The sequence below is a fragment of the Hoylesella timonensis 4401737 = DSM 22865 = JCM 15640 genome, from assembly GCF_000455445.1.
Classification (GTDB): Bacteria; Bacteroidota; Bacteroidia; order Bacteroidales; family Bacteroidaceae; genus Prevotella; species Prevotella timonensis.
In genome coordinates this window covers 1-25508 of the sequence record NZ_HG417092.1, presented here as the reverse complement: position 1 = coordinate 25508, position 25508 = coordinate 1, and the positions used below count along the sequence as shown (strand labels likewise).

At 48.2% G+C, this 25508-nt stretch carries 18 protein-coding genes and 2 pseudogenes; 11 read left to right on the top strand and 9 right to left on the bottom strand.

What is annotated here, in order from left to right; translation table 11 throughout:
• Positions 1-506 precede the first annotated feature (506 nt).
• From gnd to pgl, 3 genes are read left to right on the top strand one after another with little or no spacing between them, the layout of a single operon-like run.
• Complete coding sequence (gene gnd / locus BN35_RS03645; protein WP_025072727.1) at positions 507-1982, top strand: decarboxylating NADP(+)-dependent phosphogluconate dehydrogenase; 1476 nt, start codon at positions 507-509, stop codon at positions 1980-1982.
• A 32-nt stretch (positions 1983-2014) separates the two neighbouring features.
• On the top strand, positions 2015-3511 hold the full coding sequence (gene zwf / locus BN35_RS03640) for a glucose-6-phosphate dehydrogenase (protein WP_028901211.1): 1497 nt from the start codon (positions 2015-2017) through the stop codon (positions 3509-3511).
• Positions 3508-4218 carry a 6-phosphogluconolactonase gene (gene pgl / locus BN35_RS03635; RefSeq protein ID WP_025072726.1) on the top strand — a complete coding sequence of 237 codons (711 nt, stop codon included), beginning with the start codon at positions 3508-3510 and terminating at the stop codon, positions 4216-4218. Before zwf ends, pgl begins: the two co-directional genes overlap by 4 nt.
• A gap of 122 nt (positions 4219-4340) precedes the next feature.
• Here the strand turns inward: pgl and BN35_RS03630 are convergent, their stop codons facing one another.
• The 7 genes and pseudogenes from BN35_RS03630 to BN35_RS03600 all read right to left on the bottom strand — a co-directional run bounded on the left by BN35_RS03630 (position 4341) and on the right by BN35_RS03600 (position 12370).
• Entirely contained in the window at positions 4341-5075 is a 735-nt protein-coding gene (locus tag BN35_RS03630) for a metal ABC transporter ATP-binding protein (RefSeq protein ID WP_025072725.1), read from the bottom strand.
• Between the two features lie 4 nt (positions 5076-5079).
• Positions 5080-5907 (bottom strand): metal ABC transporter solute-binding protein, Zn/Mn family, encoded by an 828-nt coding sequence (locus tag BN35_RS03625; protein ID WP_025072724.1) that lies wholly within the window; start codon positions 5905-5907, stop codon positions 5080-5082.
• A 21-nt stretch (positions 5908-5928) separates the two neighbouring features.
• Positions 5929-6381, bottom strand: coding sequence for a YqaA family protein (locus tag BN35_RS03620; protein ID WP_025072723.1), 453 nt, complete (start codon positions 6379-6381; stop codon positions 5929-5931).
• A complete protein-coding gene (locus BN35_RS03615) occupies positions 6366-7295 on the bottom strand; it encodes a hypothetical protein (protein ID WP_025072722.1) in 930 nt (309 codons plus the stop codon). Before BN35_RS03615 ends, BN35_RS03620 begins: the two co-directional genes overlap by 16 nt.
• 157 nt (positions 7296-7452) lie before the next feature.
• A complete protein-coding gene (purD, locus tag BN35_RS03610; protein ID WP_025072721.1) occupies positions 7453-8721 on the bottom strand; it encodes a phosphoribosylamine--glycine ligase in 1269 nt (422 codons plus the stop codon).
• A 16-nt stretch (positions 8722-8737) separates the two neighbouring features.
• A pseudogene (locus BN35_RS03605) lies at positions 8738-10896 on the bottom strand (S9 family peptidase).
• Positions 10889-12370 carry a THUMP domain-containing class I SAM-dependent RNA methyltransferase gene (locus BN35_RS03600; protein WP_025072719.1) on the bottom strand — a complete coding sequence of 494 codons (1482 nt, stop codon included), beginning with the start codon at positions 12368-12370 and terminating at the stop codon, positions 10889-10891. The pseudogene BN35_RS03605 and the gene BN35_RS03600 overlap by 8 nt, the downstream one beginning before the upstream one ends.
• A 662-nt stretch (positions 12371-13032) precedes the next feature.
• Between BN35_RS03600 and BN35_RS03590 the strand changes: the two genes are divergently transcribed.
• Both BN35_RS03590 and BN35_RS03585 read left to right on the top strand, forming a co-directional pair.
• Positions 13033-14268: a site-specific integrase gene (locus tag BN35_RS03590; protein WP_004371695.1), complete on the top strand. Its 1236-nt coding sequence runs from the start codon at positions 13033-13035 to the stop codon at positions 14266-14268.
• A 12-nt stretch (positions 14269-14280) separates the two neighbouring features.
• Positions 14281-14643 (top strand): hypothetical protein, encoded by a 363-nt coding sequence (locus tag BN35_RS03585; protein ID WP_004371696.1) that lies wholly within the window; start codon positions 14281-14283, stop codon positions 14641-14643.
• A gap of 74 nt (positions 14644-14717) precedes the next feature.
• Here the strand turns inward: BN35_RS03585 and BN35_RS03580 are convergent, their stop codons facing one another.
• Positions 14718-15023 (bottom strand): helix-turn-helix domain-containing protein, encoded by a 306-nt coding sequence (locus tag BN35_RS03580; RefSeq protein ID WP_025072717.1) that lies wholly within the window; start codon positions 15021-15023, stop codon positions 14718-14720.
• A 31-nt stretch (positions 15024-15054) separates the two neighbouring features.
• On the bottom strand, positions 15055-15354 hold the full coding sequence (locus BN35_RS03575; RefSeq protein WP_004371698.1) for a helix-turn-helix domain-containing protein: 300 nt from the start codon (positions 15352-15354) through the stop codon (positions 15055-15057).
• Between the two features lie 202 nt (positions 15355-15556).
• On the opposite strand from BN35_RS03575, the gene BN35_RS03570 reads away from it, so the two are divergent.
• The 6 genes and pseudogenes from BN35_RS03570 to BN35_RS03545 form a co-directional block, all read left to right on the top strand.
• Positions 15557-15913 carry a helix-turn-helix domain-containing protein gene (locus BN35_RS03570; protein WP_025072716.1) on the top strand — a complete coding sequence of 119 codons (357 nt, stop codon included), beginning with the start codon at positions 15557-15559 and terminating at the stop codon, positions 15911-15913.
• A gap of 3 nt (positions 15914-15916) precedes the next feature.
• The gene (locus tag BN35_RS03565) at positions 15917-16267 is read left to right on the top strand and encodes a helix-turn-helix domain-containing protein (RefSeq protein WP_004291454.1); all 351 of its coding nucleotides are present in this window, start codon (positions 15917-15919) and stop codon (positions 16265-16267) included.
• A gap of 20 nt (positions 16268-16287) precedes the next feature.
• Complete coding sequence (locus BN35_RS03560) at positions 16288-17847, top strand: DUF3945 domain-containing protein (RefSeq protein WP_004371700.1); 1560 nt, start codon at positions 16288-16290, stop codon at positions 17845-17847.
• Between the two features lie 60 nt (positions 17848-17907).
• Entirely contained in the window at positions 17908-19998 is a 2091-nt protein-coding gene (locus tag BN35_RS03555) for a type IA DNA topoisomerase (RefSeq protein ID WP_004371701.1), read from the top strand.
• A 164-nt stretch (positions 19999-20162) separates the two neighbouring features.
• Positions 20163-20615, top strand: a complete 453-nt coding sequence (locus BN35_RS03550; protein ID WP_004371702.1) for a DUF1896 domain-containing protein — start codon at positions 20163-20165, stop codon at positions 20613-20615.
• Positions 20605-24861: pseudogene (locus tag BN35_RS03545) on the top strand (N-6 DNA methylase); the annotation flags it as partial. The gene BN35_RS03550 and the pseudogene BN35_RS03545, both read left to right, overlap by 11 nt.
• Positions 24862-25508: the final 647 nt, after the last annotated feature.

Here is a 25508-nt window from a genome sequence, read left to right as displayed (position 1 = left end):
TTTCGAGGAGTATAAAGCCTTTTCTTAGCCTTATTTTTCTCTATTTCGTGTTTTTCAAATGTAAAAGAAAAATCAAAATAACTCCTTATTTTGTCAACATATTTCACAAAAGATGAGCCGTGATTTGCGCATTCTTACGCTCTCAATTCCTATGGTTTGCTGTTTTTATAGGCGATAGTTTCTTGTTTGTTGGTGATGTAGTGAAGAGAATCAAAAATGCAATTGTTCTTCACAAATGGATTCACTTTGTTGCCAATCATAGCAGAAAAGCACTTTTTTGTACGCCTCGCAAGTGCATTTCAATACGTCTTCATGCTAACCGTTCACCCCTTTTCAGAAAAATAATTGAAAACAATGTTTTTGTTTTCCAGATAAAGTTGTATATTTGTATCATATAGGCAGTCTGTTGACTGTTTGCTAAAAAAGCGGATGCCGTGAAGGTTTGATTCGGGCGGTATTGGTTTTTAGTAGCATACTATTGATGAAGTAACCATAAATTTAACAAGATGAAAATTCAAAACAAGACAGACATAGGAATGATAGGATTGGCGGTGATGGGTGAAAACTTAGCCATCAACATGGCCAATCATGGGTGGCAAGTGTCGGTGTATAACCGTACCGTTCCTGGAATAGAAGAAGGAGTGGTAGAGCGATTTATGCAAGGACGTGGCAAAGATAAGTCCATTCAGGGTTACACAGACATCAAGGCATTTGTGGAGTCATTAGCTACTCCTCGCAAAATAATGATGATGGTGCGGGCAGGGAAACCTGTTGACGACGTTATCAACCAATTGTTTCCCTATTTATCACCCGAAGATATTTTGATAGATGGAGGTAATTCCAATTATTTAGATACCAATCGGCGTGTCAGTTTGTGCGAAGAAAAGGGCTTCTTCTTTATCGGAACAGGTGTTTCTGGTGGTGAAGAGGGGGCATTACACGGCGCTTCTATGATGCCAGGAGGCTCGCATGCTGCTTGGGAAGCAGTGAAACCCATCTTACAAAGCATTGCAGCCAAGGCGTCGGACGGCACTCCTTGCTGTCAATGGGTGGGTCCTCAAGGTGCGGGGCACTTTGTGAAAATGATTCATAATGGCATAGAATATGGCGATATGCAGCTTATCTCTGAAGCCTATTGGACGATGAAACACATAGGAGGAATGACAAATGAAGAGATGTCTGATGTGTTTACGGCATGGAACCAAGACAAGTTACATAGTTATTTGGTGGAGATAACGGCTGATATTCTGAGACATCAAGAGCCCAATGGAGATTATCTGATAGACCATATATTAGATGCCGCAGGACAGAAGGGTACTGGTAAGTGGTCGGTTGTCAATGCAATGGACTTAGGAATGCCATTAGGACTCATCGGAACAGCAGTGTTTGAGCGCAGTTTGTCTGCTCAGAAGGAAATGCGTGTACAAGCTGCTCGCCAGTTTTCACCGACAGTTCAGCCCCTCGATATTCCACGAACGCAGTTGTTGCAAGAAATCTTTTCTGCTTTATATGCTTCCAAATTGGTGAGTTATGCGCAAGGGTTTGCCGTCTTAGAAGCTGCATCCCAGACATTTGATTGGCACCTTGACATGGCATCTATTGCGCGCATGTGGCGTGGGGGCTGCATCATTAGAAGTTCATTCCTCAACGATATTGCTCGTGCCTATGAGCAAGAGGATAAGCCGAAGCATCTGCTGTTGGCACCGTATTTCGCACAAGAAATAGCTACCTTGTTAACAGATTGGAAACAACTCGTCATTCATGTCATTCAGGCAGGCATCTCAGCACCAGCATTCTCGTCGGCTCTTCATTATTTTTATTCCCTTACGTCAGAAAATTTGCCTGCCAATATGATACAGGCTCAACGCGATTATTTTGGTGCACACACCTTTGAGCGAAAGGATTGTGAACGAGGAAAGTTCTTCCATGAAGACTGGACGGGGCATGGAGGTAAAACCAAGTCGGGAACATATAACGTTTGATTACTTAGAATAGAAGTATGAACAAAAACATGATGAACCACTTTGCTATGATTATATTTGGCGCTTCGGGCGATTTGACCAAGCGCAAATTGATTCCAGCACTCTATACATTGTATAAGGAACAACGCCTTACAGGTAATTTCTCTATTCTCGGGGTGTCCAGAACCAAATTCGATGATCAGTCATTTCAAACCTATATGTGGGAAGAAATGCAGCACTTCATCAAAAAAGAACTGCAAGACGAGCATTTGATGCAGGAGTTTGTGACGCATTTGCACTATCTTCCCATGGACCCTGCAAAGGATGAAGGATATGAAAGACTGAAAGAAAAATTGGTAGCGTTGACTAAGACCGATCAACCCGACAACCTGTTGTATTACTTGTCAACACCGCCATCCCTTTATGGAGAGATACCTAAGCATCTAAAGGCAGCAAAACTGAATACCAAAGGCTCGCGCATCATTGTGGAAAAACCATTTGGGTACAGTTTGGAATCAGCTCAAGCACTGAATGCTATCTATGCTTCAGCGTTCAAAGAGCAACAAGTGTATCGTATTGATCACTTCTTAGGAAAGGAGACTGCACAGAATATTTTGGCGTTTAGATTTGCTAATGGAATTTTTGAACCATTGTGGAACAGAAATTATGTAAATTATGTAGAGGTGACCGCCGTTGAGAATTTAGGCATAGAAAACCGTGGAGGCTACTACGATTCGTCTGGGGCTTTGCGCGATATGGTGCAAAATCACCTGATTCAATTGGTGGCATTAACTGCAATGGAACCTCCTTTGTATTTCGATGAAAACAACTTTAGAAATGAAGTCGTCAAGGTTTACAATTCGTTGAAGCCACTTACAAAGGTAGATTTCGACGAACACGTGGTGCGTGGTCAATACACTGTTTCTGGAGATAAGAAGGGGTATCGGGAGGAAAAGAACATAGCACCTGGGTCACGTACAGAAACTTATATTGCCATGCGTTTGAACATAGACAATTGGCGATGGAGTGGAGTTCCTTTTTATATCAGGACTGGAAAGCAAATGCCAACCAAGGTTACGGAAATTGTGGTACACTTTAAGGAGACACCTCATCAGATGTTTACACGAACAGATGGTACTCATCCCCGTCCTAACAAACTCATTCTGCGCATACAGCCCAATGAGGGCATGGTTCTAAATATTGGTATGAAAGTCCCTGGCGCAGGCTTTGATGTGAAAGAAGTTTCTATGAATTTTACTTACGACCAGTTAGGAGGAGCTCCAGTCATGGATGCTTATGCCCGACTGATAGATGACTGTATTCAAGGCGACCCCACATTGTTTACTCGAAGTGATGCCGTAGAAGCATCGTGGAGATTTTTCGACCCTATCTTAAAATATTGGAATGAGACCTTAGAGGCTCCTTTGTATGGATATCCTGCAGGAACTTGGGGACCTTTAGAAAGTGATAAGTTGATGAGTGACCATGCTGCAGAATGGACGAATCCATGTAAAAATTTAACGAACACAGATTTATATTGCGAATTATGATTACAAACGTATTTCCAAACCCAACAGAAGCGGCTCGTGCACACGTAGAACGCATACTCAATCTAATCAAGGCAGAAGATCAAAACGAATATCATATAGCCCTCAGTGGCGGTAGTACACCTGCGCTCATGTTTGATCTTTGGGCAAAAGAGTACACGCATCTTACACCTTGGAAGAAGCTACGATTCTACTGGGTCGATGAGCGTTGTGTGGCGCCTGATGATGCTGAGAGCAATTATGGTATGGCTTATCAGCACTTACTCAGTAAGGTGCCTGTTCCAGAATCGCACATTTATAGAATTGACGGCGAAAATGAGCCAGAAGAGGAGTGTAAGAGATATTCGGATCTGGTTAGTAAGAAGACGCCTCTCGAAGACGGACTGCCCGTCTTTGACATTGTGTTATTGGGTGCAGGAGATGATGGTCACACCTCTTCTATCTTTCCCGGACAGGAACATTTACTGACTACTTCGGAAATTTATGCGGTAGGTGTTCATCCTGAATCAGGACAAAAACGAATTGCGCTCACTGGAAAACCCATTATGAATGCCAAGCATGTGATATTTTTTGTAACAGGCGAAAAGAAAAAATCGGTAGTCTTGGCTATCAAAGGTGTGGGTAATAACGGTCCTGCTGCTTATGTCGCACATCACGCAAAGCATGCTGTTGAAATCTTCACAGATAATGCTGCTGCAGATGAAGGATAGGCTTTGAGTGGGTGTCACAAAGGGGGCGCTCACTTTAAGTCGTCTGAACTGTCTGCTGTGGCAATGCAGTAAAGCGGTGAATGCTTTTTGCTATGGCTTCAAGTTGGTTCGGCAAACCTTGCTTAGAGTGATTTGTGCCAGCTCTCATCTAATAGCGAATGTTGATGAAAACAGCCCTGCAAATCCTCTGCTGAAAGGTCGGAAGCCACGTGATAATCGAGCTTTCGGTTGACATAAGCTATATTTTGAGCATTCTGTAGCACGGCTCCAATGTCATGGCTCACTAAGAGTATGGCGCAATGGCGATGAATCTGATGCAGCATCTCGTACATTTGCGTTTGGAAATGCCGATCAATATAGGTGTTAGGTTCGTCCAAAACTAACACTGTGGGATGAGAGACAATGGCTCGTGCTAAGAGAACACGCTGTAACTGTCCACCGCTCAAGGTTCCAATCGCACGGTTGCGAAGCTCGGAAAGCTGCATCTTTTCTAAGGTTTCGCTCACCATGAGGTGATGTTTGGCGGTAAAGGGGTGAAACAATTTCTTTTGGTTGCTTAAGCCAGATAGCACTACTTCTTCTACAGAGATGGGGAAATCAGGGTCGATGGCATTGTATTGCGGCAGATAGCCCATTGTTAAGTGCTTAACGGGCTTCCCTTCTTTATAAAACAAAAGTTGCCCTTTCATCGGCTTTTTAAGTCCGAGAATCAATCGTATCAGCGTTGTTTTTCCCCCTCCGTTAGGACCAATGATGCCTAAGAAGTCGTGTTCATCAATGGTTAAGTTGATGTTTTTGAGCACGACTTTCTTGTCATAAGCTGCAAATACGTTATTTAATTGAATAATGGGTTGCATTACACTATTTGATTTTTGAGGCAATGAGTAACATTTGTTCGTGCCAATGCGCACTCAAAGGGTTGATGGTTGTCGTGTCTACTCCCATTGACTTACTGATGAGTAGTGTCTGGCGAGAGGCAAATTCCTTTTGTATAAAAAAGGTTTTCACATGGAGAGCCTTCGCTGTCTGAATGGTCTCTTTTAGCTGTGATGCGCTTGGTTCTCTGCCATTTATTTCTATTGGAATTTGTTGTAACTGATAGTCGTGTGCGAAATAGGTGAGGGCAGGGTGGTAAATGAGGAATGCTCGGGATGTTTTCTTTGCTAATAACTGGCGGATTTGTTGATCGGTGGTATCAATCTTTTGAAGGAGTTTATCTAAATTCTCTTGATAATAAGCATTGTTTTTCTTGTCAATCTTTGCCAAAGCTTGATAAATATTTCGAGCAATTTGAATGGCGTTTTTGGTACTCATCCATGTATGAGGATCGTTGATATTTTGCCCTGTCCTCACGGGTTCAATGCCATAAGAAGAGTCTATGATGAGGGTATGCGGAGCATTCTGTTTCAGTTTGGACATCCAAATGCGTTCAAATCCAATATTCCCCACCTTAATATATAAGTCACTTTTGGCCAATTGAATCATTTGTTGCGGAGTTGGTTCGTACGTTTCGGGGTTTCCACCCTTCGGAACCATTGTGTTGACCTGAAAATTGTCGCCAGCTATCTGTTCTGTGAAGTAGCGTAAAGGTTCTATAGTCACAGTGATTTGCCGTGCCTTATGTTGAGGTGCATGTTCACAGCCAACGAGCATCAGCAGTAAAATGCCTATCCATATAATTTTATTCATTTGTTATTCGATGATTGATGTTTATAAAACTAAATTCATACTATAAATAATGAGCAAATACCTCATTACCTTTCCTACCGTGAAAGCTATGGTGGTGAGCCAAATATTGGACCTTACTAAGCCTAAAACAATAGCGATGGCACTGCCTAAGATAGGAAGAAAGGCAAAGAATCCCATCCAAACTCCATACCTACTTATCAACTTTTGTGCTTTTTCCAGCTTTTCAGGTTTCACATGTAGGTACTTCTCTATCCAGTCGAAGCGTCCCAACGTACCAATGTAATAATTGAGAAGGGAGCCAAGGACATTGCCTATGGTGCCATAGATGATGAGAGGAAGCGTATTAACTCCTGCTGCCATTAACCCCATCATGACGGCTTCGCTACTGAAAGGCAATACCGAACCAGCTAAGAAGGAAGCGAGAAACATGCCCCAACAACCATACTGTACAAGTAAATCTATGAATGCATCCATATTTGATACGCTGTGATGATGAGGGTAAGGGTGACGATAACCAAACTGGTCATAGCGGATAGTCGTGAACCTGAGAAGGTTAAATAGTGTCCAATGAATGGAGCGACGCTCACAATGAGCATGGGAAGCAAGTACGAATAATGCACAGGTTGCAAAATAATGAAAGCTATTGTGCTTATCATCATCAATGCAAAGGAAGCAAACAGCAGGCGAATCCTTATTTTTTCTTTTGAGCTATTGGTGATGAAATAAAGAAATCCTATGATGCCAAGAATGCTTATGAAACCGAAAGTTATTAGTTCTATATGGGTAAGTTCGTTCAGATGGGCAAGTGTCCCAAACGTACAAAGTTGTTTGAAATGGTCGATAAGAAGTTCAAAGCTACCTTGGTAGATATAATACCCACTCAAAAACCAGTAGGGAGTGATGACGCCAATGAGGGAAGCAAAGAATGTTCGCCAACTCATCCCTACGATGTAAAATCGCAATGCAAGCCACCAAAGCGGCAAAAGGAATATAGCTTGGATGAACCACACACTGGCTAATCCAATGAAAAAGAAGGCATTGAACACGCTGCCAATCGCCATTTTGTTTTGATAAGCCTTGAATAAATAAAGGTAAGTCAATGCCATACAGAGTTGGATAATACCACTTTCTATATCAAAAAATAGTGGTAAGGTACTTGCACTCATGATTAGGAACGAACAAGATAGCATTCTACTATATGTTCGTATCAGCGCATGTTGGTTGTTAAGCTCTGCCATTACAACGGTGGTAACGAGCATGAGGATAAATGGAACCCACAGCTGATGTTGAAAGAGTCCGCCAAATAGCCAAATCCCACATGCGTAAACAATCGTAAGTGGGAATGCATAACGGCTACAAGCTATCTTGTGTTGTAATCTGTTTGCCATGAATAAAACCAATCTACCTTATTTCCATATCTGCAAGTTGATGCATTGTGCGATTTTCACAACGCATAATTCTTAACTTGCATACCTATCTTTCAGCGAAAAGACGTTTTTGTTTGACACCTTCCTTGTCTCAGTTTGTGTGCCAAATCTTGCCTTCTTATATATCTTGCCCAATATCTTTTCTAAAGTATTTATCTTGAAATTGAATCTTTTGGGCTATTTCAAAACTCTTTTTTAGCGCATCTTCTTTATTTTTACCATAAGAGGTAACTGCCAAAACTCGCCCACCTGCCGTTACAATTTGATTGTTTTCCCGTTTTGTTCCACTATGAAAAACGATGCTGTCTCCTGTTTCTTCAAGTCCAGAGATAGGATATCCTTTGACATATTTTTGTGGATAACCTCCACTAACGAGCATGATACAAATGGCAGCTCGTTTGTCAAAGGTAACAACACGCTTGTCTAAGTTGCCTTCTGCAATGCCCTCAAACAAATCGACAAGGTCGCTTTCAAGTCTCAGCATCACGCTTTCTGTCTCCGGATCGCCCATTCTACAGTTGTATTCTATCACCATGGGGTCGCCTTTTACATTGATTAAGCCAAAGAAGATAAAGCCTTTGTAGTCGATACCTTCTTCAGATAGTCCCTTTATCGTTGGCTGAATGATTCGTTCCTCCACCTTCTTCATCCAGTCATTATCTGCAAATGGGACCGGTGAGACGCTGCCCATGCCGCCTGTATTCAGTCCTGTATCGCCTTCACCAATACGTTTATAATCCTTTGCTTCTGGCAACATTTGATAATGTTTGCCATCGGTTAAGACGAAAACAGAGCACTCTATTCCACTTAAATATTCCTCAATGACGACTCGTGCCGACGCTTTTCCGAACATACCCCCTAACATTTCCTTTAATTCTCGCTGTGCTTCTGCCAGCGTAGGGAGTATTAAAACGCCCTTACCAGCACATAGTCCGTCGGCTTTCAACACGTATGGAGCCTCTAAAGTCTCCAAGAAGCGAAGTCCGTCATCTAACGTCTCGCCGATAAAGGTGTGGTATCGTGCGGTTGGAATATGGTGGCGCTTCATGAAAGCCTTGGCAAAATCCTTGCTACCTTCCAGTTTTGCCCCCTCTTTCGATGGACCTATGACCACGGTGTCTTTGGTTCGAGAGTCATTTTTCAACGCATCATAGATGCCATTCACAAGTGGATCTTCGGGTCCAACGACAACCATATCAATCTTTTGGTTGCATATAAAATCTTTGATGGCATCGAAATCGTTCACCTGAATGTCGATGTTGGTGCCTATTTCACTTGTTCCAGCATTGCCGGGAGCGATGAATAGTTGTGTTACTCGTTTGCTTTGTGCTATTTTCCAGCCCAAGGCGTGTTCTCTTCCGCCACTACCTAATAATAATATCTTCATGCGTATGTTTCCTTTTTTATTTCAGATAATCTTCAAAGTACTGTGTAATGCGTTCGTGGAGGTGAACACTTTGGTGTCCTCTCATATTGTGTGGTTCACCCGGATAGACAAAGAAATCCCCTGTGTGCCTTGCTTGATACACTCAGCGATGAACGACAAGCAGTGTTGCGGCACTACCGTTTTGTCGTTAGTGCCTTGAATAATTTGTAATTTTCCTTTCAAATTCTTGGCTTGTGGTATCAAGGAAGTCTTGCTGTAGCCTTCAGGATTGGCTTGTGGAGTGTCCATATAACGCTCTCCATACATCACTTCGTACCATTTCCAATCAATAACAGGACCGCCAGCGACACCCACTTTGAAGGTTTCGGGATAATTTGTCATCAGCGAAATGGTCATAAAACCGCCGAAACTCCAACCATGCACGCCTATTCTGTTGGCATCTACGTATGGTAAAGTCTTCACATATTCAATGCCCTTCATTTGGTCTTGCATCTCTATCTGACCCAATTGGCGGAATGTTGCTTGTTCAAAATCTCTTCCTCTGCGCTCACTTCCTCTGTTATCGAGTATGAAGAGGATGTATCCCTTCTGTGCCATGTAGGTTTCCCAACTGCGAGAAGCGTAATGCCAACGTGCATCTACGTTGTGTGCATGAGGTCCTCCGTACACATAAAGCACCAAAGGATATTTCTTGTTTTCATCAAAGTTGGCTGGTTTCACCATGCGATAGTACAAGTCGGTCGTGCCGTCAGCGGCTTTGAGAGTGCCACATGTAAAGGTTGGTACTTGAAATCCTTTCCACGGATCAGCCGCTTCAAAGTAGTTTGTGCGCTTTCCGTTGGCGGTATTGATAATCTCGATGTTGCGTGGAACGGTGGGTTCGCTGTACTTATCTACGATAAATGTCCCAGCAGGAGATAATGACGGACTGTGATAGCCACGCCCGTTGTCCAACAATCTGCGCTTTCCTGTCTTGACATCTACGGTGTATGTGTTGGTTTGCAGCGCATGCTTTTCGGTAGATGTATAGACAATCGACTTGTCTTTTACGTTGAATCCTATCACGTCCAACACCACCCATTTGCCTTTGGTAAGCTGCTTGACCAACTTACCATTAGTTTGATACAGGTACAAATGGTTGTAGCCGTCACGTTGGCTTTGCATGATGAAGAGGTTGTTGTCCCAAGGCAAGAATGCAATGGGGTGTTGTGGCTCTACATATTTATCGTGCGTCTCTCGGTAAAGTTCTGCGATTTTCTTGCCTGTTTGCGCATCGTAGCTCACTAACCGACAGTCATTTTGGTCTCTATTCAGCTCAAACATATAGATGGTCTTGCTGTCTGGGCTCCATGCAATGTTGGTAAAATATCGATCGGTGGGGTCACCAGCCTGCAAAGTAACCTTTTTTTTTGTAGCTAAATCATACACTAACACCGTTACTTTGTGACTTGTCTCGCCTGCCATGGGGTATTTGTCGGGCTCGCATTTTGCTATTCTGCCAAAAATGTTCACTTGTGGATAATCAGCCACCATGCTCTGATCCATGCGATAGAATGCCAATTTCTGTCCATTGGGTGCCCAAAACATACCTTTGTGTATGCCAAATTCGTCACGGTGTACGCTTCGACCATACACAATCTCACGACTTCCGTCGGTTGTCAACTGGACTTCGTTGCCATCAGCGGTGCGGATAAAGAGTTGATGACTTTCAGATTGGATATAAGAGGTAGCCTTTGAAGCAGCATTCCATTCAGAAACGTCTTCGTTAGCGGTACTCCCTTTCCATACTGTTTTGTGCGTTTTCCAATTGTATAAACATCTCGTAGTGCCATATTGAAGTAATACCAACGACTTGTAAGGATAAGGGAAAGAGACACCATATAAATCTTTTATCTCGTTCGCATCATTGGTTGTGGCATGTTTTTTTATGTCTTCTAAGGTAAAGAGAGCCGTTTCCTTGCCCGATTTCTTGTCGATAACACTGCATTGGTTGGCGTCTGTGCGAATCAGTTCATCGCCCCACCATGTAGTGTAGCGATTTTCTGGGACGAACTTTCGATAGTTTTTCCCTCCAAAGTTTAACTCTTCGAGTGTGAATAGTTTTTGTCCCATAACCTTTTGTCCACCTACGAATAGGGCAATGAGGGTAAGAAAACTGAACCAAGTTTTATTCATAATCGTCTATTTGATAATTCTTTCTTCCATGCTCTTTACCACCTCGTTTACCAAATGACCGTCCACGTCCGTCTTTGTCAAAACGTTTCTTGCCTTTGTAAGCAGGCATATCGTCGTTATCATACGAGCGATCGTTGCGACGGTTACCGCCTTTTTTGCGCTCGTCTCTTTCCTGTACTCGTTCTAAAGAATGAAATTTGAACGAACGGATATCCGCAATTTCGTTTTCTTCGTTTTCTTCTAAGCGTTTTTTGAACTCGCGATTTTTCTTAAACCGATGCTTCTCAGCCATCGCCTTCTTCTCTTCTGCGGTCTTTACAATGCCTCCTTCGGCACGGAAATCCTTCATTCTTCCACCGAAAATAGCATATTTTCTAAACTCACACTCCAAGCTTCCGTTGAACACAGGAATTTTGATAGACGGCTTGAGCCCTATCTGTTCAAAGCATTCCTCACGATAACTCAATATCCAGGCATCGTTTCCCATGAACTCATGTTTCAGTCGTTCGCCAATCATCTTGTACGTTCCGAGCAAATTGGGTGTGGAGATACGCTCACCATACGGTGGGTTTGTGATGATGATGCTTGGTTCTGAGGGCTGTGTAAAGTTCTTAAAGTCAGCCAGTTCTATTGTAATATCTTTTGTAAAGCCTGCTGCTTTTGCGTTCAATCGTGCAGTATTCACGGCTTTCATATCAATATCATAGCCATAAATGTGATGCTCAAACTCCCTTTCTTGCGAGTCATCATTATAGATATGGTCGAAAAGTTCTTGGTTAAAGTCAGGCCATTTCTCAAATGCAAACTCCTTTCTGAAGATGCCGGGACTCATGTTTCGAGCAATCATGGCAGCTTCTATCAGTAGTGTACCACTGCCGCACATGGGGTCAATGAAATCTGTTTCGCCCTTCCAGCCTGTCATCATAATCATTCCAGCAGCTAACACCTCGTTCAAAGGTGCTTCCACAGACTCTTGGCGATAGCCTCTTCGATGCAATGACTCGCCACTCGAGTCCAAAGAAAGCGTTGCGTCGTCCTCGGCAATGTGTATATGTAGCCGAATATCTGGATTGCTCACCGAGATATTTGGACGTGTTCCTGTGTTTTCACGGAATTGGTCTACGATGGCATCTTTCACTTTATAGGTGACAAATCTTGAGTTTCTAAACTCTTCAGAATAGACAACAGAGTCTACCGAGAAAGTCTTTCCTTGTTCAATGTATTGACTCCAGTCTACTTTCTTCACCTCTTCATATACATCCTCTGCACTCCGTGCTTTGAAATGTTTAATGGGTTTGAGAATCCGAATAGCTGTATGGAGTTGGAAATTGGCACGGTACATCATTTCTTGATTGCCCGAAAACGACACCATTCTGCGTCCTATCTGTACATTGTTTGCACCCAGTTGGGTTAGCTCTTGTGCCAAAACAGGCTCTAATCCCATAAAAGTTTTGGCGATGAGTTCAAATTCCATTTGATTGAATTGATAATTAATGGTTATATTGAAAAATGTGATTTAATTCTTTGTTGTAGTGTTCTCTTTTGAAAGGGAATGTCAAAAAAGCCTGCAATGACATTCGTTGAGCGTTTTTCATGTACTGCAGACCATTTCTCGTTGTATTTGCAAGACCACATGCTACCCAATAATACTTCAAGTGCCTTACTTGAAGGGAGGGGGTATCTGTTGCGTTGACTGTTGCGCAGGCTGTTGAGTGAAGTGAATGTTGATAATTGTTCTACCGTGCGTCTCAGCGTATGAGTGTAATTGGCATGACTCATCTCTATGTCTTGTCTCAATATTTTGTGTACAAAGTTACTACAAAAAAGTGAAATGCGGAAAGATATAGTGATAGAATTGAGTTACAAGGGTTTTAGTTGAAGTGGCGATAATTCGTGAAGCCATTACAATCCCTGCCGAAGCCAAATCCTGACGCCGCAACGTTACTTGTTCGTAACCATGCCCGAAAATGCGACAAACGGGCACGGAGGGCGAAACAAGACACTAAGGAATAGTGAGTTACCGACAACTCACGCGAAAAATCCGGTTACGGAAAAAGATTGCGCCGTTCCTCTCCGTTTTGCGTACCGACACCGGACTCTTCACCAACTAATTTTGAAACCAAAAAATTAAGGACAATGAAGAGTACATTTTCAGTAATCTACTACCTCAAGCGTCAGGTAGTGAAAAAGGACGGGACAGTTCCCGTCATGGGACGCATCACAGTTGACGGCAGCCAAACGCAGTTCAGCTGCAAGCTGACTGTCGATCCGAAATTGTGGGACACCAAAGGTGGACGTGTCACGGGCAGAAGCACGGCGGCACTCGAAACGAACCGTATGCTTGACAAGATGCGGGTACGCATCAACAGGCACTATCAGGAAATCATGGAGCGTGATAATTTCGTCACAGCGGAGAAAGTCAAGAACGCATTTCTTGGACTGGAACACCGCCATCATACACTTATGCAGGTGTTCCGCCAGCACAACGAGGACTACGAGAAACAGGTGGAGGCAGGCATGAAAGCCAAAGGCACGCTGTTGAAGTACCGCACCGTTTACAAGCACCTGCAAGAGTTCCTCGACATCCGCTACCATGTGAAGGACATCGCCCTGAAAGAGCTTACCCCGGCTTTCATCTCCGATTTCGAGATGTTCCTGCGCACGGACAAGCACTGCTGCACCAATACCGTGTGGCTGTATGTCTGCCCGCTACGGACGATGGTTTTCATCGCCATCAACAACGAGTGGCTGACACGCGACCCGTTCCGCGAGTATGAAATCAAGAAGGAGGAAACGACACGCAGTTTCCTGACCAAAGAGGAAATACGCCTGCTGATGGACGGGAAACTGAAAAACGCCAAACAAGAACTGTACCGTGACCTCTACCTGTTCTGCGCCTTCACCGGGTTATCGTTTTCGGATATGCGCAGCCTCACAGAAGAGAATATCCGCACCTACTTCGACGAACACGAGTGGATAAACATCAACCGCCAGAAAACGGGCGTGGTGTCCAACATCCGCCTGCTCGACATCGCCAACCGCATAATCGGCAAATACCGGGGGCTGTGCGAGGACGGCAGGATATTCCCCGTACCGCATTATAACACGTGCCTTGCCGGTATCCGTGCCGTCGCCAAGCGTTGCGGCATCACCAAGCATATCACGTGGCATCAGAGCCGCCACACGGCAGCCACGACGGTATTCCTCTCCAACGGCGTACCCATCGAAACCGTCAGTTCCATGCTCGGACACAAGAGCATAAAGACGACGCAGATTTACGCTAAGATAACGAAAGAGAAACTCAATCAGGACATGGAGAACCTTGTGGCAAGATTGAGCGGCATTGAGGAATTTGCAGGTTGCACCATCTAAAAAAGAGGAGCCATGAAACGTGACATAATCATCATAGATAACAAGGCGGTCAGCGTAACCGGTAACGACGTATGGATGGCCGCCACCGAAATCGCCGGACTGTTCCATACGACCGTCCCGGCAGTGAACGCCGCCATCAAAGCTGTCCGCAAGTCGGACGTGCTGAACGACTACAAGGTATGCCGTTACATGCAACTTGAAAACGGGCTGTACGCGGACGTGTACGCGCTTGAAATCATCATACCCGTCGCCTTCCGGCTGAACACCTACAACACCCACCTGTTTCGCACATGGCTGGTGGGAAAGGCACTCTCACAAGAGAAACGGCAGGCATACGTGATGTTCATACAGAACGGAAAAACTGGGTATTGCTGATTGCGCATACCCCATAAGACAAGAAACGGGCAGCACCACAAAAGGTGTCGCCCGTTTCCTTTTTCATGCCAGCGTCACTCCAGCGGCTTGCGGTAGTTCGCTTCCAGTACCTCGCGCAACCCCGTTTCCGGGTAAAGCACCTTCCCTCCCAAAAGTATGAAGGGCAACACGCGGTTGTTGCGGTATTCCTGCAAGGTGCGTCGGCTTACACGGAGCAGTTCCGCCACCTCGCCGTCCGTCAGGTAACGCTCCCCGTCCAGCGGAGGACGGTAATTCTCCAGAAATGCGGACAGCCATTTTGAGCCTTTGCGCATATCCTGCATCACAGAGGCTATCGGCTCGTCTTCCATCGTAAAAACATCGTTGTTCTCGTTTATCATAACTTCGGATTCAGTGGGTAAATAAATCAAATCATCTGCCGTGCGGATAGAGTGTACCGATAAGCGGTATCAACCGCTTTACCTCCTCCGGCTTGTAATAAAACCTGCGGTTTATCTGCGAGTAGCCGATAAGCCGCCTGTCACGCAGCGTCTGCAACGTACGCGGGCTTATTCTCAACTGCCCGCAGACCTCCTCGCCCGTGAGCCATCTTTCCATGCGCCCCGTGTCGCTTTTGCGCCTCAGTGCGGCGACCTTCTCCGAGAGTGCGCCGAATGTCGCCACCATCATCTCGAAAGTCTTTTTCTCAATTGATACTATTTCCATATTCATGCAATTATCGGTTTGCCCGCAAAGGTAACGATACACTCCCGGACACGTGCCGTTTTCCACTGAAAGGCTGCCTGTTGCGCCGTTTGACCGGGTTACGGAGCCATCTTCCGTAAAAATCTTACGTGAGTCACGTAGTGAGTTGTTAAAGCCCCTTTTGTTTATTGCCGAATTTTGCCGCAGATACAAAAAGAAAGGACTGAATATGAAAGTGATAACAATGGAAAGTTCCGTCTTCCGGTCATTGACGGAACAGATAGCGGAGATTGCGGCACACGTCCGTGCCGTCTCCGGTGACAAGAGAGCGGCATCGCCCGACAGGTTGCTCACCACACGCGAGGCGGCGCACCTGCTTAACGTGAGTACCCGCACCCTCCAGCGTATGCGCAGCGAGCAACGCATCGGCTATGTCGTGCTTCGCGGCAAATGCCGCTACCGGCAGTCGGAAATCGACCGCCTGCTTGATGAGAGTACCGTCAACGAGGACGCGGCGACACCGCAGGAACTGAAACGCAACCACACGTTGCGCACGGGCGGCAACCCCAAAGGAAGGAGGACATAGGTCATGGAACTGCTCACACGAAACAACTTCGAAGGCTGGATGCAGAAGTTGATGGAACGGCTCGACCGTCAGGACGAACTGCTGCTGGCGATGAAGGCTGAGGGGAAACAGCCTACTATCACGGAAAGCATCCGCCTTTTCGACAATCAGGACTTGTGCATGCTGCTTCAGATAAGCAAGCGCACCCTGCAACGCTACCGCAGTGTCGGCGCATTGCCCTACAAGACACTGGGCAAGAAAACCTATTACAGCGAGGAGGACGTGCTGACATTCCTTTCCAACCATATCAAGGACTTCAAAAAGGAAGATATAGCCTTCTACAAGGCTCGTATCCATAATTTCTTTCATAAATAACCCATTAAAACATTTTTCAGATGGCAAAGAAAAAAGACGAAAAGGACGTGCTGGTGGTCCGTGACGAGAAGACGGGCGAGATCAGCGTGGTTGCCGGGCTGAACGCGGACGGCACACCCAAGCGCACCCCCGCGAAAGCGGAAAACGCGCAGAGTTTCCTGCAATTCGACCGACACGGCGACGTGCTGGACAACTTCTTCAAGAACTTCTTCCGGCAGTGCAAGGAACCCAGCCGCTTCGGTTTTTACCGCATCGCGGCAGACCAAGCCGAAAATCTCTTGGAGGTGATGAAGCAACTGCTGAAAGACCCCGAAGCGAACAAGGAGCTGCTTGCCCCTCACAAGGTGGACACCTCCGACTACGAGAAAAAGGTGCAGGAAGAACTGGCAACCGAAAAACAAGAACCTCAAAAACAGGAAAACATGGAGCAACAAAAAGAACAACAGGAAGATCCCGAACAGACGCAGGGCAAACGGGGCTACCAGCCCATCGACGAGAGCAAAATCAACTGGCAGGAGCTGGAGGACAGATGGGGCGTGAAGCGTGACGACCTTGAAAAGTCCGGCGACCTTACGAAGATGCTCCACTACGGCAAGTCCGACTTGGTGAAGGTCAAGCCCACCTTCGGCGGCGAAGCATTCGAGCTGGACGCCCGCCTTTCCTTCAAGAAGGACGGCGAGGGAAACATCAGCCTCGTGCCGCACTTCATCCGCAAGGAGCAGAAACTGGATGAATACAAGGAACACAAATTCTCCGACGACGACCGGAAGAACCTGCGCGAGACGGGCAACCTCGGCAGGGTCGTGGACATCGTGGAGAAGGAAACGGGCGAGATTATCCCCTCCTACATCAGCATCGACCGCAAGACGAATGAGATCACGGACATTCCGGCGAGCAAGGTACGCATCCCGGAGCGCATCGGCAAGACGGAAATCACCAAGCAGGAGCAGGATATGCTCCGCGCCGGACTGCCCGTGCGCGACAAGCTCATCGAGCGCAACGACGGCAGGAAGTTCGTCACCACTCTGCAAGTGAACGTGGAGCAGCGCGGCGTGGAGTTCGTGCCGGGAACCGGAAGGTCGCCCCGTACCGTACAGACGCAGGAAACCAAAGGCGACACGTCGAAAAGTCAGGCGCAAGGCGGGGAAAATGCCACACAGACCAAGAAGGAGCAACGCCGCAACACGTGGACGAACGAGGACGGCAGCATCCGCCCCATCAGCAAATGGAGCGACGTGAACTTCACCGAACAGCAGAAAGCCGACTATGTGGCGGGCAAAGCCGTGAAACTGGAGAACGTGACCGACAAGCAGGGCTTCCATGCCACGATGTATATCAAGTTCAACCCGGAGAAGGGTCGCCCGTACCGCTACGAAACAAATCCCGACATCGGGCAGCAGGTCGCCCCGTCCAACGAGAGCCGCACGCAGGTGGCGGTGAACAACGAGGGCAAGACCAACGAGGCGACAAAGAACCTGAAAGAGCCTTTGCAGAAAGGTCAGACCACTCCGAAGGACGCCCGCCAGCAACAGCAGCAGGACAAGCCGCAGAAGAAAACGGGCAAGGGCATGAAAGTATAGACCGATGTCCGCCACTGAATCCAAAATAAAATCCAAAGTATCAACAAAAAAGAAGAAGACATGAAGACAATCATTGCAGAAAAGCCCTCCGTGGCACGTGAAATCGCCCGCATCGTGGGCGCGACAAAGAGAGAGGAAGGATATTTCGAGGGAGGCGGCTATGCCGTGACATGGGCATTCGGACACCTTGTCCAGCTCGCCATGCCCGATGGCTACGGCGTGCGCGGTTTCGTCCGTGACAACCTCCCGATTATCCCCGACACCTTCACGCTCGTCCCCCGTCAGGTCAGGACGGAGAAAGGCTACAAGCCCGATAGCGGCGTGGTGTCGCAGATAAAAACAATCAAAAGGCTGTTCGGCACCAGCGACCAAATCATCGTGGCAACCGATGCCGGACGCGAGGGTGAACTTATCTTCCGCTACCTCTACCACTACACGGGCAGTACCACTCCTTTCGTGCGCCTGTGGATAAGCTCGCTCACCGACAAGGCTATCCGCGAGGGATTGCGCAACCTCGAAGACGGCGGCAAGTATGACAACCTATACCTCGCCGCCAAAGCGCGAAGCGAATCCGACTGGCTCGTGGGCATCAACGGCACGCAGGCTCTCTCCATCGCCGCCGGACACGGCACATACTCCGTGGGGCGGGTGCAGACACCAACGTTGGCTATGGTATGTGAACGCTACTGGGAGAACCGCCGCTTCACGCCCGAAGCCTTCTGGCAACTCCATATCGCAACGGACGGTTGCGACGGCAAGGTCGTGAAATTCTCATCCTCTGAAAAATGGAAGTCGAAAGAACCGGCAACGGAGCTATATAATAAGGTAAAGGCGGCAGGCTTCGCAACGGTAACGAAAGCCGAGCGCAAGGAGAAAACGGAGGATACCCCGTTGCTGTACGACCTGACCACGCTTCAGAAAGAAGCCAACGCCAAGCACGGCTTCACGGCGGAGCAGACGCTTGAAATCGCGCAGAAGCTCTACGAGAAGAAGCTGATAACCTATCCGAGAACGGGTAGCCGCTACATCCCCGAAGACGTGTTTGCCGAAATTCCCAAACTGCTCGCTTTCATCGGCACACAGCACGAATGGAAAGACAAGGTGCGGGCAAAAGCCATCCCGACACGCCGCAGCGTAGACGGCGGCAAGGTGACAGACCACCATGCCCTACTCGTCACGGGTGAGAAACCGCTCTTCCTCTCCAAAGAGGACAATACCATCTATCAGATGATTGCCGGGCGCATGGTCGAGGCATTCTCTGAAAAATGCGTCAAGGACGTGACCGCTGTCATGGCGGAATGTGCCGGAGTGGAGTTTACCGTGAAAGGCAGCGTCATCAGGCAAGCCGGATGGCGTGCTGTCTATGGCGAGGAAAACAAGGAGGAAACCACCATTCCCGGCTGGCAGGAAGGCGACACGCTGACACTGAAAGCCTCTTCCATCACAGAAGGGAAGACCAAGCCCAAGCCGCTACATACCGAAGCCACCCTGCTGTCCGCAATGGAAACGGCGGGCAAGGAAATCGAGGATGACGCACTGCGGCAGGCGATGAAGGACTGCGGCATCGGTACTCCCGCCACACGCGCCTCCATCATCGAAACGCTCTTCAAGCGCGGTTACATGGAACGCTGCAAGAAATTGCTTGTCCCCACCGAAAAGGGGCTTGCACTCAATTCCGTGGTGAAGACGATGCGCATCGCCGATGTCGCCATGACAGGCGAATGGGAGAAGGAACTGGCACGCATCGAGCGTGGGGAGCTGTCCGCCGATACCTTCCGCAAAAAGATAGAGGCGTACACGCGGGAGATTACCTCCGAACTGCTCTCATGCGACAAACTCTTCGGCAGCCGCGATTCCGGTTGCGCGTGTCCCAAGTGCGGCACGGGCAGGATGCGGTTCTACGGCAAGGTGGTACGCTGCGACAACACGGAGTGCGGGCTTCCCGTGTTCCGGCTGAAAGCGGGACGCACCCTGTCCGACGATGAAATCAAAGACCTGCTCACCGAAGGGCATACCCAGCTGCTCAAAGGCTTCAAGAGCAAACAGGGCAAGAGCTTCGATGCCGTCGTCGCCTTTGACGGGGAATATAACACGACGTTCGTGTTCCCGGAGGCTAAAAAGGGCAAGAAATTTTCAGGACGGAAGAAATAGTATTAACTTTGCCACTTGTTCAGAGTAATGAATTGTTCTTCGATACCGGATTACACTCATACTTTGGATTTAGTGGCGGCACTCGGAGGGATACCGAGTGCCTTTTTCTTCCTTTTTTCCAACCGATTATCCCGTTAAATATCAATCCACTAAACTCCAAAGTAATGAACAACAAGAAGAACAACGAAGGGCAGTCCGACTTTTCCTATTACGGTCTGTACCTGATGGACTACCTCCGCACGAACAAGTTTGAACAGGCTACCGACACCGCTTTCATACGGGAACGCGCCGATCGTGCCGCCGAAACGTATGAAAAGGCGCGGATTGAAGGCTATCCCACCGACGGTGCGCAGGAACTGGCGATGGAAACACTGCTGCGCGGGTTGCACTATTCCCGGTACGCCATGCTCCACGAAGTCGTGGAGAACGAGTTTGCCAACGAAGTGCCGGAAGAGAAACAAGAAGCCTTTATCCATAAACTCCTGCCGCTTGTCGGCAACGTGTTCTCCGTCTATGACCTTTCGGACGACAACTTCGCCCTGTCTTCCGATTACGACCTGCTCTATACGGAGCTGACGGGGGCAACCGTCCTTTACATCGGGGAATATGGCGTTTAACCGCAAACAGAAACTACGGGACAACATCGAGGCGATACGGACGGCATTCATCCTTGACAGGGAACAGAGAGCGGCGACAACCGAAGAGCGTGCCATACTTCAAAGGTACTGCGGTTTCGGCGGTCTGAAATGTATCCTGAACCCTGCCAAGGAACTGACGGATGCCGTCCGGTGGGCGAAATCCGACCTCGAACTGTTCGCCCCGACGGTGGAGTTGCACAGGCTCATCCGTGAGAACAGCAAGGACGAAACGGAATACAAGCGGTTTGTGGATTCGCTGAAAGCATCCGTGCTGACCGCTTTCTACACCCCAAAAGAGATAACTGACACCCTCGCGGACATGCTGGCGGATTACAGCGTCCGCCCCGCCCGTATGCTCGAACCGTCGGCAGGTGTAGGCGTGTTCGTGGATTCCGTGCTGCGGCACAGCCCCGATGCGGATGTGATGGCTTTCGAGAAGGATCTGCTCACGGGGACAATCCTGCGGCATCTATATCCAGACCATAAAATGCGCACCTGCGGTTTTGAGAAAATTGAAAAGCCTTTCAACAATTATTTCGACTTGGCGGTATCTAACATCCCGTTCGGTGACATCGCCGTGTTCGACGCGGAGTTTCAGCGTAGCGATTCCTTCGGCAGACGCTCCGCCCAGAACGCCATACACAACTATTTTTTCCTCAAAGGGCTTGATACCGTGCGTGACGGCGGTATCGTGGCGTTTATCACCTCGCAGGGGGTATTGAACAGCACCAAGACCTCCGTGCGTAACGAACTTTTCCGGCAGGCTAATCTGGTATCCGCGGTACGCCTGCCCAACAACCTGTTCACGGACAACGCGGGCACGGAGGTGGGCAGCGACCTGATTGTCCTGCAAAAGCACCTGAACAAGAAGGAAATGTCGCAGGACGAACGGCTGATGACCGTGATACAGACGGATACGAAAACCGACCTGACGGACAACGCCTATTTCATCCACCACCCGGAACGCATCGTGCATACGACGGCGAAACTTGACACCGACCCCTACGGGAAACCCGCTATGGTCTATCTGCACGAGGGCAAGACCGCAGGCATATCCGGGGACTTGCGCCGTATGCTTGACGAGGATTTCCATTACAGGCTCGCCATGCGTCTGTATTCGGGAACAATCCGGCAGTCGGGAACGGAAGAAAAAGTTACCGTTCAAAAGGAGGTAGAGCGTCCTGCTATAAAATTGGAAACGGTATCTTCGGCGCAGACGGTGGAAACTCCGACAGAAAAACCGCAACCCGTTGAGGAAAAACCGGAGATAGAGCCACGTCCGAAATATTCTGACGGTGTGCAGCTATCCTTGCTCGACCTCTGGGGGATGACGGAAGAAGTCAGTCAACAACCGAAAACCGCCAAAAAGAAAAAGGCGGCGAAAAAGGAAAGCCCGATAAGGCGCATTCCGTCCAAGCCGCAGACCACACAGAATGTTACGGAAAACAAGGAGGCGAAAACGGACAATGCCGCCAAGCCTGCCGACCCTGACGACATCTATGCCACGTTGGACTGGGATACCAATCCTCCCATCAACGGCTTCTATGAAATGATGATGGGTTTGACGCCGGAACGCAGGAAGGAACTTCGGGAGCTGGCAAGACAGCATAACGAGAAACAAGTGGCGGCGGAAAAGACGGAAGTGAAAGCTGTGCCGGAAACTTCCCGAGAGCAACCACGACAGGAGGAAACACAGCCGAAAGTTGCCGCCACGCCTGCTGCTACCGATGCTCAAGTGGAAGCGGTGGCGACTTCACTTTTCCCCGACATCGAAGCGGAAAAGCCGAAGGAGGAAGTCGTGGACCTTTCTCCGCGTGCCTACCACCGCACGCCGGAGATGCACCTGCGCGAAGGCTCGCTGGTGGCTGACAGGGCGCGCCGCAACATCGGCTATCTGAAGGACATCACGCCTTACGGGGCCACATTCCAGCCGCTCGACCTGAAAGGCTACCAGAAGGAGAAGGCGTTACAGTATGTTTTACTCCGTGACGCCTACGAGCGGCTGTACCGCTATGAATCGAACCTACACGAAGCAAATGTCCAGTGGCGTGAGCATCTGAACACCTGTTACGATGAGTTCGTCATGCGTTACGGCAACCTCAACGCCAAGCAGAACGTGAAGCTGGTGATGATGGACGCGGGAGGGCGTGACATCCTTTCGCTGGAACGGGCGGAGAACGGGAAGTTTGTCAAGGCGGACATCTTCGATCGTCCTGTTTCCTTCTCCGTGGAGAGCCATGCCAACGTAGGCTCTCCCGAAGAAGCCTTGTCCGCGTCGCTCAACAAATATGGCACGGTCAATCTCGACTATATGCGGGAGATAACCGACAGCACGGCGGAGGAGTTGCTCACAGCCCTGCAAGAACGTATCTATTACAATCCGCTCGTAACCGGTTACGAGATTAAGGACCGCTTTATTGCCGGAAACGTGATAGAGAAGGCGGAACGCATAGAGGCTTGGATGGGCGAAAACCCCGAAAGTGAACGTATGCCGGAGGTGAAGCAGGCGTTGGAGGCTCTGAAAGAAGCCGAACCGCCGCGCATCGCCTTCGAGGATCTGGACTTCAATTTCGGGGAACGCTGGATTCCGACGGGTGTCTATGCCGCCTACATGAGCCGGCTGTTTGACACAGAGGTGAAAATCGCCTACTCCGCCAGCATGGACGAGTTTTCGGTGGCGTGCGGCTACCGCACCATGAAAATCACGGACGAGTTTCTGGTGAAGGGGTATTACCGGAACTATGACGGTATGCACCTTCTGAAACACGCCCTGCACAACACCTGCCCCGACATGATGAAGTCCATCGGCAAGGACGAGCATGGCAACGACATCAAGGTGCGCGACAGCGAGGGAATACAGCTCGCCAACGCCAAGATTGACGAGATACGAAACGGATTCTCCGAATGGCTCGAAGAGCAGTCGCCACAGTTCAAGGAGCGGCTGACGACGATGTATAACCGCAAGTTCAACTGTTTCGTGCGCCCGAAGTATGACGGCTCGCACCAGACTTTCCCCGACCTCAATCTGAAAGGCTTGGCAAGCCGGGGCATCAGGAGCGTCTATCCCTCGCAGATGGATTGTGTCTGGATGCTGAAACAGAACGGCGGCGGAATTTGTGACCATGAGGTGGGAACCGGCAAGACGCTGATTATGTGTATCGCCGCACATGAAATGAAGCGTCTGAATCTGGCGCACAAGCCGATGATTATCGGGCTGAAAGCCAATGTCGCGGAGATTGCCGCCACCTATCAGGCGGCATATCCCAACGCACGTATTCTGTACGCTTCGGAAAAGGACTTTTCGACCGCCAACCGCGTGCGTTTCTTCAACAATATCAAGAACAACGACTACGATTGTGTCATCATGTCGCACGACCAGTTCGGCAAGATACCGCAGTCGCCGGAGTTGCAGCAGCGCATCCTGCAAGCGGAGCTTGACACGGTGGAGGAAAACCTCGAAGTGCTGCGCCAGCAGGGAAAGAACGTGTCGCGGGCGATGCTGAAAGGATTGGAGAAGCGCAAGCACAACCTTGAAGCGAAGCTGGAGAAGGTGGAACACGCCATAAAGTCACGCACGGACGACGTGGTGGATTTCAAGCAGATGGGCATCGACCACATCTTCATAGATGAGAGCCACCAGTTCAAAAATCTGACTTTCAATACACGACACGACCGTGTGGCGGGGCTGGGAAACAGCGAGGGAAGCCAGAAGGCGTTGAACATGCTCTTTGCCATACGCACCATACAGGAGCGCACGGGCAAAGATTTGGGAGCTACGTTCCTCTCCGGCACGACCATCAGCAACTCGCTGACTGAATTGTATCTGCTGTTCAAGTACCTGCGCCCGAAGGAGCTGGAACGGCAGGATATCCGGTGTTTCGACGCTTGGGCGGCGATATTCGCCAAGAAGACGACGGATTTTGAGTTCAACGTGACGAACAACGTGGTGCAGAAGGAGCGTTTCCGATACTTCATCAAAGTGCCGGAGCTTGCCGCCTTCTATAATGAGATTACGGACTACCGAACGGCGGAGGATGTGGGCGTTGACCGCCCCGCCAAGAACGAGATACTGCACCACATACCGCCCACGCCGGAGCAGGAGGACTTCATTCAGAAGCTGATGCAGTTCGCCAAGACGGGCGATGCCACCCTGTTGGGCAGGCTGCCGCTTTCGGAAACGGAAGAAAAGGCGAAGATGCTTATCGCCACGGACTATGCCCGGAAAAGATTTTAGAATTTTGTATCTTTCAGATAATCAATAAAATAAGAATGAATAAAGAAGAAATGGGTTACGATTTGGAAACGAGTGAGTTTCTTTCCCTTTCATTATTCTGCAATGCCTCAAAGAACTCTCTGTCCTATGTTGCAAAGATATAAAACTTTCACAAGATAATATACAATTTTCAAGAAATTCAGAGAAAAATCTTTCACTGCATTTCTTAAATAATTTTTCTTAATATAATAATGTGTCTTGATTCTATTTTAACAAAAATCGGTGATTTCATTTTCCAAAATGTTAAAAAAGAGGCTATTACGTTATTTTTTCTCCAATTTTCTTGGATTTGCGATTTAGAATACGTATTTTCGCATATATAACCCCGTATGTCATTTGATCATGAAGTACTTACAACCGTTCTTGAATAATCTATATCTCACCACGTATTACCTTCCAATCCGCGGTGTTTCTCTCTAAGGTTGGAACTTTTCCGTACCCAACCTGTCTTTTCTTTGCTTTATTCAATATTCTATTACCTTATACGCTTAGGGCTTATGAAACATTATTTACCTATTATTTCTATTACTTCACTATTACTATGTCTCTCTCCGAGCATACACGCCCAGTCTCCCGGCGGTGTCAATGGTGCCGATCTC